The sequence below is a fragment of the Flavobacterium sp. genome (genome assembly GCF_965277525.1).
Classification (GTDB): Bacteria; Bacteroidota; Bacteroidia; order Flavobacteriales; family Flavobacteriaceae; genus Flavobacterium.
In genome coordinates, this window is the sequence record NZ_CBDIDC010000011.1 from 377126 (window position 1) to 391313 (window position 14188).

The following is a 14188-nucleotide window of genomic DNA, read 5'->3' on the forward strand; positions in this document are numbered from 1 at the left end:
TATTGTTTTTTAAAGATTTATATTTTCTAATGCTAATGCTATTGGCAATATTTGTTTATCAACTGAAACGGTCAAAGGACTGCTAGATTCAGTATTCCACATTCTGTAATCAAACTGAATGTCCAGATTAGCCTCTGTGATTTTTTTACTAGTATGCATAATTAAGGCCTGAGAATAATCTTTAGAATGCAGCACAGTATACCCAGTACCACCAACTATCGAAATAGAATCCTTGATTTCTTCTATCGGAATTTTAGGAATATTAAAAGGCTCCGGATTACGAATTAAAAGTGCTACGACATCACCGGTAGTTGTATCGATAATACGATTGACTTCAGTTCTTTGAGCAGGATCAAGCGGAGATAATTTTAAGACTCCCTCGATTACACGATCAAATCGATGTTGATATTTTAATACCATCGCATCACTTAATGCGTTTGGTAATCCGGCAACAACATCAGATAAAGCCTGAATTTGATCCGGAACTAAATTAAGTTTAACATCAAATAATGCTTTTCTGGAATTAATTACAGCACCCAATTCATCTTTCTCTTCAATTGCATAACTGTGTATTTGTTCTGCAAAGTTTTTGTAACGTGATGTTTGAAATCCAAATTGATGTACTAAAACATTTTCGTTATCGGTTGGAGATTTATCCGGATTATCATGAAAAAAGTTTTTAACTAAAACGGTATATAGTTTTGAAGGTTTTAGATCTGTCAACGTTACTTTAAAAAAGCTTGATTTTGGTTTTAAAGCAGCTCCAATTTTAATTTCACATTTCAGGTCAGGACTTCCTTTAATCATGTTTTGCAACATTTGAATATTTAAAGGAATTCTTGGATCCTTATCATCATCCCATGATGCATTATCTTTTTCTGCTCTAGGGTATGTTGTTGGTTTTGTTGTTGATTGTACCGGCAATGGATATGGAATAAGAACATCATTTAAAGGATCTTTGATAATCAGATTCAACACACCTTCAACTTTTGGTTTACCGGCATAAGCTGTCCAGTCTTTTAGCATATGATACACATATGGACTTGAAAAAAACAACGACACTTTACATTGTTCATTCCCGTAGAAAGAAGGTTTAGATAATAATAAACTTCCGTCAGCATTAGGGTAAGAGCGGTTGTAATCTAAATATTGTCTTAACGAAGTCAGGGGTGATTTTGATAATTCTGTTAATTCATTTTTAGCAGGTGCTTTTTGACCCACTGGAACTACAGGATCAGGAACAGGATAATGCCCTACAGGTCCTAATGTTTTGAAACCATAATAGTAATTAAACTTAGTGGTATCTTTATTATCTACTCTATCTGTTAAGGTAAAATCTAAGCAATAAGTAGTGTTTGGTCTCCAAATAGGCTGAACGGTATTATTAATGGCAGCTTCCATTGCTTTATTATCTTCAATAACAGCTTCACGACCAGGTATGGTTAAATTGTGCATAGCACTTTCCTTCGTTAACCAGTCAATTTGTTGAATATAAGTAGTGTAATCTACTTCATTGTCATCGTCTGGATTTCCTCCGGCTGAACAAATAATACTATTGATCGTTAATAATTTTGAAGGTTTTATTGCTCCTTTATATTGATATTTAATAATAGTGTCTAATCCTGTAAGATTCGCAGTAGCAGTTGTCAGAGCAGATGCAGACGACACAACAGAAACAGTTGTTGCCGTATGTAAAGAACAATTATCAAACTGATCATTAAATAGAGAGAAATAAATTCCCTTCTCATTTTGTTTCGAAGAAAGCATTAAAATTTCATTCTCTGTAGGTTTGTTTTGAATGATAACAATAGATGCTTTATCATCTTCACTTCCTCTTTCTATAAGTCTTGTAAGTTCTAATGAAGTATTAAATACGAATAGATATTTTGCATTGTATGCAATAACAGAATTGTCAGCCAGGGTGCTATCAGATAAATAAACCGCAGAATCAAAAATGGTATCATTTTTAACAATGGTAATAGTAGTTCCGTTAATTTGAGCTAATCCAAATTTTTCGTTTGTCATTTTAACGGTAAGTAAGATTTTGCCATTTGCGATTACAGCAGCTGTAATTTCAGAAATTGATGGTTCAGAAACTAATTTTGTCTCCGTCACTGTGATTGCTTTCGTACTTGCATTAATACTAAAACGAATGATTTTTTTATTTTTTGTAATAAGGCTAAAATCAGTAGTACTATGCTGAAGAACCTCAATAGCTACTTCATCGATTTTTATGCGACTCACAATAGAACGATCAGTACCGTTAACCCAGTTGATTTGAGTTTCATTTGCCAGCGTATTGATCCAAAGCAATTCATTATTCAACAATGGAAGCAATTTGTTGAAACCTGTCGAATAGGTATTCATATACTGCATTCCGAAGCTTTTGTTTAATTCGGAATCAAGCTCAATAATGGCAGTTGTTACGGCAGGGTTTATACAGCCAACTACAAAAGTATCATCGATAATGGCTTGTCCAATTCCTTTGCACTGAGTAGTATCTAATGCCTGAGTAAGTAATAAGTTATCATTTACAACTTGCATCGATGTTACTAAACCATTCAATAAACGCTCTCTCAACAGATTTCCTTTAGCATCAATTTGCGCTATAACAGTCGTGTTTGGAGTTGGATGAAATGAAATTAAGTAGGTGTCATTGTATTTGAAAATTTTATCAAACGAATAAAGAGCTTTTCCAGTGTATCCATAAAAACGAGTAAAAGTCAATGGCTCAGAAGTTCCAGTTGGATTATCGTTACCAGCATCAGCTTTTAATTTTGCTAATTGCGTTAACAATTTATTATACGCATCCAAATTACTAGGTTTAGACATAATGAATTCGCCATTAGTTGAAGCATAACTATTATTAAATAATGCAGCAATTTTATTACGGACGTCCAAAATAGCCTCAGCATTTGCGGCTACAGGACTAATTACAATTTTATCGATTTTATTTTTTGATAAAACATCGCTCTTATTGTCAAATAAAGTGATAGCTGTCCTTAATTCAGCTTTAGTATAAATCAACTCGTCAGAAACTGCTATGCTGCTGTTTTTACTTATTTGAACTAATTTATATTCAGCTAGTTTAGCACCTTCTTCAAAAACAGAAGTATAAGCGCTTATTTTTACGAGTTTGGCTTGAGTGGTAAGTCTTAAAGTGGGTTCAATCGCAGACTCAGGAAAAATAATTTCCAGTTTATCATAGTTTTTGAATGAAAGAGATCTTCTAAAGCCAAAAGGATTACTTTCTGCAGAAATACTCATAAAATCTCCATCTATAAGTTCGCCGTCTACAATTTCAGGAACCTCGCCAACGAGCTTAAAGTACAAACCATTAATCTTATCTGCCTCATATTGAGTTGGGACATAAAAACGTTTTCCAATTTTTTTGTTTAAGAAATTGGTGAATTCCGGCTCAATCTGATCAGATATACAGAATAACTTAGAAGGCGTGATTCCAAATTGTTCCGGAACATGCCAGCCAGGTTCTCCACCACTTAAAAATGAAAAAGGATTAGTAGCCAATACACGAATACTATCATATTGATCAATTACTTTTTGCCATTGCGCCCAAGGTAAATCTTTTACAAGATCTAATGACGAACCTTTTGGTAAAACAGCTTCAAAAGGATGATAAGGCACCCAGGAATTTCCATTCCAGGATTTTAATCGAATTGATTCAATAGCATATTCGTGTTTTACCTGACGAAGTTTTCTACCTGCTTTTGATGTTGCTTCAGGGGGCATTAAATCTGTATAATTTTTTGCATCGGCTGTATATCCACCAATTATTTTAGAAAGGCTACTATTAGGCAACACTCCTTTTGCCATTTTAATATCGATGTACGTATCTAAAGGGATTATTTGAGAAATTGCAGTCGCATCCGGCATTTCATCGAAATAATTAAGTAAAAAAGCCTGATTGGTAAGCATGTGTACACCTTTTACAGCATCTGCCGTTCTGTTGTCCTTAGCGTCTCCATAAGTTCCTTTAGGAAGCGGGCTGTATGGCGTACGGTCTACAATTCTGTTAATATCCCATTGAAGTTCAATTAAGAAGTTTTTACGTACCCTTACAAAAGCAATTTTTACACGAACACTTAATTCAATTTTTGCATAAATCAAGAAAGGTTTAAATGATTCTACAGAGAATATGGTATCTAAAACAATTTCAACATTGATGATCCAGATTTTAATCTGAATTCCTCCTCCGGCAGCAATATAACCACCCATCTGAGGACGTTTGAATGAAATTTTACCGCCCATTTCTAAATAAGCCCACAATTTGACTTTTGCAGGTCCAAAACTTTTCTCCAGTTTAAAGTCTAATCTGGCACCGGCTTCAATTCCCTGAGCCGATAGCATAATAAACGCTTTAGCCGTAAACAAGGTTAAGATCCTTGCTGTAATCGGGTCTTTTTTAGATCCGATATTGATGTACCACGGTTTCTGATTTTTAAAGAAAAACCCAGCTTCTAATAAAGCATGTAACTGGATGATTTCTCCACCAGCCGCAGGCATTTGAAAATCTGCTCCTGCTGCCATTTCCAACGAATCATCTCCAAAGGCAACCATTGCAAAAAACGGAGGTGTACTTTGATCTTTCTCAATAGGGCCTAATCGGTCACCAAGAACACTTAATCCTGCCTCAATATAAAATAAGGTAGGCAATGAAAGTAATAACATAGCTCGAAGTGTCAATATACTTCCACCTGTAGTTTCAAAAGTTGCACCAGCTCCAATAGAAAATGGTGAATCATATTGTAAAGAGTCTGGCGGACCGCTGAATTTTCTAATATTAATACCCGCTTTTGGGTGTTTATAATATTCGTACCAGGAATTATCTGTTGTTAATCCGGCAGCTTTTTTGGTAGCCACATATCTAAACCCTAATAAACCTCTGAAACCGGTGATCGAAATAAATCCAAGCGGAATACCGGTAGGCAATTCAATACTTGCATCAACTAAAAAGGCAGGATATTTAGGCGCAAAACGCATTCCGACACTTCCGGTAATTTTAGCTTTTGGTAATTTTAAAGAAACCTCTCCGATAAATTCCTTTGACACACCTGGCTCCGGAAGCGAAATCATACCATGAATAATAGCCATAGCTGATTCTTGTGTAGCTGTTCCGGGAATCATCAAATCGACTTCGATAGTCTGAATTCTTAAGAAAGAATCTGCTTTTTTACCGTTTTCAGGATCGTTATCTGTTGAATAGTAATATTTAATACCTTCACCACGAGCATCTAATCCTAATGGATTAACGCTGATAGCACCATCAAACCCCCAAAAATTATATTTACGACCATTGATTTGAGTTGAACCAAAACTGATATTGGTTACCGACATTTGAACTGGTCCAAGATCCAGCGGAGGTAATCTAATAGGAATTGGAATAGAACCTCCTTCTACTTCAATACTTCCATCACTGTAAATACGAAGTTTTTCAATATCAAAACCTTGACCTTTGATTAAAGTGTTCATTAATCCTTCAGGGAAAGATACATAGCAAGAAGTTCCTACGTAATAATCATCATCTTCTTTTCCTAGCTCAAAACTATGAAAATCGAAGTTTACAAAATTAAATAAAGTAGCTCTAGGTTCACTTGCTTTATCAAAAGAGGCAGTAAGATTAAAGTCGCCATCATCATAGAGATGTCCTTCAAGTGATGCATGGAAAGAACTACCGTCTGGGTTTTTTAATTTGTTTATAATTAATTGCCCTTTAATGTTTGAGCCAATGACCTTGTTTTGTTTGAAAGAAATATCAAATTTATTGAAACCAATTTCGAAACCACGGCTAGGAGAACCAATTTTTTTCCAGAGTGTATTCTTATTTTCAAGTTTTGATAAAAATGCCTGATAATCTTTAGCATTATTAAAAGTATAAATAGTCGACGGGGTAACCGATGAAGATACTAATGTTGACTTAGTTGTTAGTTTTAAAGGATAATTAAAAGGATATGGCAAACTGCTTGTAGCACTTAATTCTTGTAAATAAACAAGTAATTCATCATAATCTGCAATTTGTTTTATTTCTACAACATCAGTTTCTTCGTTCGTTTCAAACATTGTAAGTGGGTAAACAAAATCAAATTTGTCACCAAAATAACTAAAAACTCCAGTAGTTACCGGAACTGTTTCCAGATAGATATCTCCAGAAAGTCCGCCAGTTCCAATCAATAGATCTGATGCACCAATTTTTAATGTCGTGGTTGTACTTCCTTGTCCTTCTTTCTCATAATCATGAAACCATTTTGAAGGTAAAGTAACAGAAATTGCACGAGCGTAAACTCCAATAAAATCATTAGGACGCCCATCTGCATCTGCTTCCGGAATATTGGTTTTCTTGCTTAAATCGACTTTTAAAGTGTCTAATTCAAGAATTAATCCTGTGTTGCCAATCATGGCATGAGGCGGTGTCAATGTACCTGCTAATTCTACCTGATAACCAATGCCAGCTTCTGTATCTGCATACAATTGTGCTTTGGCAAATACAAATATTGATTTTGCAGCAGGATTTTCATAAGCAGAACCATCTGCACCAACAGGTCTTAAAATAGTTTGAGGAAACTCAATACCGGCACTTAGCTCAAGAGTAGCTTTAGCCTTTGGCATGATAATTCTTCTAATATGAGCTTCGATACCATCTGGAGCGATAATATGGTAAAATTGCTGTAGTCGTATTTTGCTATCCTTTAAATCTGATTTTAGAATATAAGTTGCATATAAAAGCAATGAAATTGATTTTTTGATTGCAGGATTATTATTTATAAGTGCTATTACGCTTGCAATAGATTGCTCAACGCCCACCGGGAATTTTAACTCTTGGTAAGATGGATCATTTGCAATGGCTTGTAAATCATTAATGTCTTTTAAAAGCTGTTCATATTTTGTAATTCCTTCGGCAGCTTCAACAAAAATATTAAGCATGTGTGCAATTACTTGTTCTTCGCTAATGCGGAAAACTTGCAGACCTACTGCATAAAAATCTTCTAATGAAAACGAAAAGCTACTTGAACTAAATGTTTTAATAAACGCCAGGATTTCCCATTGGTATTCAAGCGTGATAGGGAATGATGAGATATCTGAATCGCCATCTTTTAAGTCAGGATTAAGGACAAGACCTAAACCAAACGGTAATGGAAGAGCCAATTTTTTGCTCGTTACGATATCAAGACTATAAAAGGCCGAGTCACCACGGTACCCTTTTGAGTATTGTAAGTTTTTATAATGTATTTTATCAAAAATGGCATTTAAACCATTTTCAACAAATGACAAAAATTCGGGTAAATCATCTACAGTGACTATCTCAGATAATCGAGGATAGTATCTTGCTGTAGCTGTAGGAATTGGAACCGCTGGAATTGGATTAGTTGGCATATGCTAATTTTTTTTGACTTTAATTTTTGTTCGTATTTTGCATGATTAAATTCTGGTTGTTACAACCAATTTGTGCAATCAAATCATTAATTCCTTTATTCAGGTTATGAGGTTTGCCGAAATTTTCCGGGCTTAAATAATACTTACAAAAAGTTGCTAATTTTTAATTGTTTTCAGCGTTTTTTCCTTTTGATACTGTAAAAGTCAGCCTAAATTTGATGTTTAAAAAATTTGTGCTTAGTGGTTTAACAGGGATGTTCTATGACTTTACAGGGTTGTAAAGTAAACGGATAATGTTTAGGTTTGGCTTTTGGGAAAAGTCAATAAAAGACTAGGAGAACTTGTAGGGTAAGTTCCTGAGTGTAATAGAAATGTTTTTGAGTTTAGTTATCTCACTATTTTTTACCTAGTTTGATACTCTATTCCCGTTGTATCAACATTAATTTTTACTATATTATGTTTGCTGATGGGGCTATATTTAGGTATTGAGTTTTTTGAGGTAAATTTTTTTAAACAAAAGCCCAAGGAACTTGTCTTTACAAGTTCCTTTATTGAGGCTAAACGTTGAAGTTCATAACTTAGAAAGTAAATAATTTACACTTGAACATCTGAATTTTGTAACTAATTTAAAAAGAAGTAGGTGGTAAAAATTCGTCATTTAAAAACCAATCTATAATATTTTGAGAATAATTGCTTAAATGCGCAATAGTTTCATCTCTATCAAATAATTCTATATCTTGATCATCATCACTTAGCCCTGGATCAAATCTAGCTTCTTCGAATGGATTTCCGTATCCAACATAGCTTGTTGCTAAGGAAGGAATTTCATTAATATAATCATCATCGTTATCACCAAAATAAAATATTTTTCCAACACCTCTGTACTCAGGATCTGTTGATGATAATTCACGATTAAACCCTTCCCATGCACCTATGCGTCCTGAAGAATCAATGAGTTGTTTTGTTGTCACCAATTGGTCAACAAAAGATTCTCCATCTCTCCAAAAAGTTTCTTCGGTCTCTATAATGTAAGGAGGGCGGGTTTCATAATCTCTAGTTTTTATAAATATAGCAGTAATGGTTAGAATATTTTTATATTTATTAAAAATTTCTTCGTTATTTTCTGAAGAATCTTTGTAATAAGTAATCCATTGTATTTCAGAAAATAGTTTTTTCTCTATTATTTTTACTTTACCATTTTCTAAGTATTCTTTGTTATGAAGACCTTCAAGTTCTGCTTGTTGTGTAGTGATTATTTTATCTGATAGGTTCTTATATTGTATATTCATTTTAATTTATTTTAATGGTTAAATCAGGCTGCAAACGTCTCCCATTTTCACCTTTAACAAAGATATTGAAATCTATTTTGAATTTTCCTCCTTGGTTTAAATTTGGTTTTATAGCATTATTATGTTTAATCTGAAAAAGTTCGTCAGATAGCATGTGGAATTTTATATTGTTACCCGATCCTTCCAGTCTAATTATGTTATTTGAGCTTATTTTATCTAAAGGGATACTATTTATTTTGTTTAGATTACCTTTTGCTTCTTCTAAAGGTTTGTAAAACTTTTCCAATCTTAAAAAAGTGTTCTGAGCAGCTTTTGGATCTGCACTCAAAGAATATTTTCTTTTTAATAATCTCGCTATCAATTCTTTGTTTTCTATAAATGTATTACCGGATTCTAGATAGATTTTTTTTAATTTGTCTGCAAAGGTATAACCTCCTAAATCTAAATCAGGAACAATATCTTGATACAAAGCAGAGCCGGAAATTTGAAACTCATCAAGGTTCTCTTCTAACTTATATTTTTTTAATAAGTTTATTAAATAAGAATTAAAACTACTTAAATGCGTTGCAGAGCCAAAACAAAATGGTACGGAGCCTCTAGTTGTTGAAAACTCATTATATTTCTCCATAAAGCCTATTACTTGCTCATATGTTTTAGGTTTTGCAACTCTATAACTTTTTAAAACAAAACTTGTAATTAATTCATCTTTGAGACCTAAAGCTTTTCCTTTTCTGATAATCTCACAAAATTCCTGCTCAGTATGAACAAGTTGATTTGTTCTAGTATAGAAAGTCATATCATAACCTTTAACTTTTCTAACAATTTTATCATATTTGAATAGAGAAAATCTTGGGGGCCTAGTTGTTTCAGTACCAACAGCTATATCTTCTAAAATTCCATATAATTTATTTTGCTGTTTGATTAATATAAGACTAATTTTGTCAAATATAATTTTGGCAAATTTATATATGCCGAAAGTTAAATTTAATACTGGACCAAGGGGATTAGAATATATATTAGCACCACGTCTATATAAAGAATATAGATTTTCTACAAAACCATCAACTATTTGAGCTGGAGCATTTGCATAAGATAATAGTAATCTAGCTCTAATATTCGCTTTAATAAGATTTTCTGTTGTAGCTCCTGCTCTTACACTTTCTACTAATAAAAAAGATTGTTTCGTTAGTGCAATACTAGCAACGCCAACCATTCTTCCTGCATTAAGAGATAAACAAAGTAGATTTAATGCATTTGAAAAGTTTTTGAAACCTTTACAAAAATCATCATTCTCATCACAATCACCAGCAATTATACTTATATAATTCAAAATTTGAGAAGTAAATGTAAGTGTATCAATAACAAGATTTAAACCTTCTATACTGATTAAACCAATACTTTCTCCTCCAACAGCCGCCCATCTAAGATGTCTCAATTTAGATAGATTGCCTACTGCTGTAAATGTTAGTGCAATATCTACCGCATACCCAATCATAGTTTCAATATCACTTCTGTCACCTTCCTCATCGATATGAGCTAAAACAAATGCGGGAATAAAGGAATTCACATTTTTACCATTTTCAATGATGCTATCTCCATTAACAGTAGCGATTGCCGTTTTTGTTTCTAAATTTGTATTCAATAAACTAACTGGTTGGAAAAGATTGTATGTTCCATAAAGAACATTGATTTTTCTTACGCTCTTATAGAATACGTCGCATAGATCAGAATGATTGTTAATCCATTTGTCATAATCCGGAGAGGTTAGATTTGGAGCGCCACTGGTACTACATCCCCATGTTTCAAATTCTTGATATGCTTTAATTTTATTTTCATTGATTACAAAACTAAAGTTGTCAAAGAAAATTCCATATTCTTTTTCAGACTCATATGGTATCACCATTGGAGATGCGTCCTCATGAATAACCTTATATGTATAAAATTCCTGATCAATAAGTTCATCAGGTAAAGAAGTTATTTGTTCTGCGGAATAAGCTGTATTATGTGAATAAAGGAAAAGAAAGTTTTTGTAATCTTCTTCATTTGAAAAATTAGAATTACCATTAACATTTTTAAATCCAATAGTATTAGCCTTTATTGTACCATCATCATTATAGGGATAATATTTACTAAACTGCCATAATGCATATAGGATTTGTACAAATTGAGATCTTGTTGATGTAGGTTTAAAATTAGTTCCTAGTACCCAATTTGATAAACCTAATAATCCTTCTTTAAAATTAGTGCTTTTACTCATTTTAAGATAGAGTACTTCATAAAGGGTCTGATGTGTATCACTATCATACTCTATTAGAAATTTTTCTAGAAAAGAGTCGATTTCATTTATGTTTGTCGCGTTAAACGAAGCGACAATATTAACAACCAATTCTTCGTCATGTAGCCTTTCAAAATTATCACTTAATTTATTTTTTATCAAATATTTTAGTATTTTGATTTTATCGTCAACAGACAATACCGAAAGTGATTGTGAGCTAAGTCCAATTGCTAACCAATATAATTTTTCATCTCTTGAGGCTTCTAATATTTTTAATTGATTTATATATGCAACTTTATAATAGTCTGATATATTTTCGTAAAACTCATTAAGAACATCCAAACTAGGGATATTAAGAATGTCTCCAGAAAGCCATTCATTTATTTGTGTATTTACGTAAGAATCTAAATTACCGTTGCCTAATATTGTAAACAATGGAAAAATCTCAGAGCTAATCATGTTAATCATCAAAGATATTTTAGTGATTAGCAGTGCTGATGAATCTTTTGCATCATCATTGAAAGAATTAACAATAGGAATTCTATTTGTGTAAAATAGGTGGGCATTATGCATAACCTCCTTGTTAATATCTATTACCGTTGGTATTTTATCTACAGGAATAATGATATTTTCATTGTAGTCTAAAATGCTTACTTTTTCTTTATAGTCAATAATAAATTTTTCTAATTTGTAGAAATAATTGTATGGAGATTTTATATGTAATCTTATCACTTCAATTTGATCACCATCTTTTGCAAAAAGAAGATCGCTATCTTTTAATGCAAATTCCTTTAATTTATCACTAGTGATAATGTTTGCTAAATATTTTAAAAATTCACTTTGTAAATAATAACCTGCTGAAATTTGCTTGTCAATTCCATCCAAATCTTCAAGGTTATACTTAGCTTTATTAACATGTTTATAAATATTTTCAGGTTTTCCAATTGCAAATTGAATAACGAATCCATCTAAATCAAATTTTAATGATTTTGGAATAAAATTAGATTTTTTAACTACTTTTCCGGGTTTTAATACTACTGCGTTTTCCATTTATGTTATTCCATTTCTAATTTAATATTTAAATCTAATCTCAGTTTTGATAATGTTAGATCAGGCATATGTTCACTATATCCTTTACTGAAATGATATTTCCTATCTATTGAATAAACCAAAACACTAGTATCGGGTTCTAATAGCTTTTTCTTTCCTTCTTCATCCTCAGCTACTATGGCTAGTTTATATTTTTGATATTTTATATTTTCAGGAGATAATAATTCATTACCATCTTTAAATAAATCAATCAAAAACAAGCGAGGGTTTTTTAAACCATTAGAAATTTTTGCTTTTATTATGTCATTTTCAGATTTGGTTAATCCTAGAATAATTTTACCAGGTGTAGTGCCATCAAGAGTTTTTAATTCTAGTCCAGTAATAGTTTGTGTTTTATCTGTGAATAATTTTAAATTATAATAATATGGATCCGGTAACTCGTAGGTTTTATTTTTAGATACTGTTCCACTTGCAGAGGCACTAGTTTTTGTATCAGGTGTAGTGCTTCCGGTTGCGGATACAGCATTGTTCATAACATCACCGGCTTCAGTAAGATAGGTTACACGAGCAACAGCAGGAGTTTCTTCAATTCCGGTTTCTATAACGTCGTTTACGGTTAGAGTTTGTGCAATCGAAATTCCTTGCTGTTTATTATCATAAAATTCATTGATAAGATTCAGTTTCTCACAAGTCATTTTTGAAAAACTACTATCACCACTTAATTTTAATAAAGGCTGTGCATCAATTAAACTAAATACATCATCAAAAAAATTAGCTTCTCCGGTTAATGTAATTTCCTGCCCGTTTGCATCTGTTATTTTTTCACCATCATATGTATTTGTCATACCCTGATAAAGTAATATACTTAGTGTTGCAATATTTTGACCTGCAATGGCAGGAGTTGTAAGCTGTACATTTGAGGTTAAAAGCTGATAATTGCCATCGGCATCTGGCGGGATTCGCAACGCATCAGCATTGATAAAATTATCTTTCTGTGCGTTAGCTATTTTTCCAATTTGACCGTATAGTGCAGTATTTTTGTTATTATCTGTTGTTAATTGCAAATACAAGTTATTTGTAATAACTGAACTTGCTTGTTCCTGTTTATTTATCAAAACAGGCCAATCAAAAGTTCCGTATTGCGTTTCGGTCATTGGAACAACTTTCGTTGTTGGATTTTCAAGTAATCCCGTTTTTAGATTATTAGCACCAGTTTCATTTATTTTGTAGTTACCATAAAAATCATAACTACGGGTACGATCACTCTGGATATAAACGTACCAGTTGTTTTTTGTGGCAAATTTGCTAATAATGGTATTGTAGATTTCAAATCCTTTTTTTTCAGTTAAGGTTCCGGCAGTCATAACACCTACACTATCTTTAGGTACAAATAAACCATAGAAAGCTGCAATGTCAATAAATTGAGTACTTTGTTCACGTAATAATTTTTTATTAATGTCAGTACCGCTTAGGATAATTTTAGCTTCAGCTTTACGGGCATATTCTAGATTAAAGAGAAATTCACTGTTGTCAAAATTGTGTTTATAATCACCGTAGTTTAATACAACATCAATTCCGCATTCTCCTTCGGCAAAACTTCCTAATGATTTACCAATGTCGATAATAGGCAATTCAAAAGCATCATTTTCCTTAAAAGTCCCATTGGCGGAAACAAATTCTGATTCTTTAAAAAAGAAAGCAGATAACGGAATTGTTAAGTCTGTAATACTTTCATCACAGCCAATAAATTTGGCTGCAAAGGAAGGTGGTGCTAAATCAGTAACGCCATCTGCTGCTTTTCGGCCTCCATGAAAAGCATCAAAATCAATATTTATTTTAGTTATAAAATCTGAGACTACGCCATCAGTTTTAATTAAAGGATCAACAGTTGCATTCGTAAAGAAGTCACTTCTTTGTAAACCTCTGTAAATAAAATATTTTACATTCAATCCCGGAAAAGGTTGCTTGTACGGACGAAGGATCAGGTTTACTTTATCTGAATTACCTGTTTGGGGTTGTACTAAAACAACTCCTTTACAGATGGAATAAGCCTTTTGGGGAGTAGCGACACTAAATTTTGAAGTCAAATTAAATTCAGTAGTGTTAACGGGTCCAAAAGATTGAGCAGGGCTTTGCGTAAAACCTCCTGACTCTGTGAAAAAATGAGACGTTGTAGCCATATATG

Annotated in this window: 4 protein-coding genes; all 4 read right to left on the bottom strand. The window is 32.7% G+C overall.

Features of this window, described 5'->3' with window-relative positions:
• Window positions 1–9: 9 nt before the first annotated feature.
• The 4 genes from ACQY44_RS22355 to ACQY44_RS22370 all read right to left on the bottom strand — a co-directional run bounded on the left by ACQY44_RS22355 (window position 10) and on the right by ACQY44_RS22370 (window position 14183).
• On the bottom strand, window positions 10–7389 hold the full coding sequence (locus ACQY44_RS22355) for a hypothetical protein (RefSeq protein WP_428232487.1): 7380 nt from the start codon (window positions 7387–7389) through the stop codon (window positions 10–12).
• Window positions 7390–8015: 626 nt separating this feature from the next.
• Complete coding sequence (locus tag ACQY44_RS22360) at window positions 8016–8678, bottom strand: hypothetical protein (RefSeq protein ID WP_428232488.1); 663 nt, start codon at window positions 8676–8678, stop codon at window positions 8016–8018.
• 1 nt (window position 8679) lies between these two features.
• Window positions 8680–12003: a hypothetical protein gene (locus tag ACQY44_RS22365; protein WP_428232489.1), complete on the bottom strand. Its 3324-nt coding sequence runs from the start codon at window positions 12001–12003 to the stop codon at window positions 8680–8682.
• Between the two features lie 5 nt (window positions 12004–12008).
• Window positions 12009–14183, bottom strand: coding sequence for a hypothetical protein (locus ACQY44_RS22370; protein ID WP_428232490.1), 2175 nt, complete (start codon window positions 14181–14183; stop codon window positions 12009–12011).
• Window positions 14184–14188: the final 5 nt, after the last annotated feature.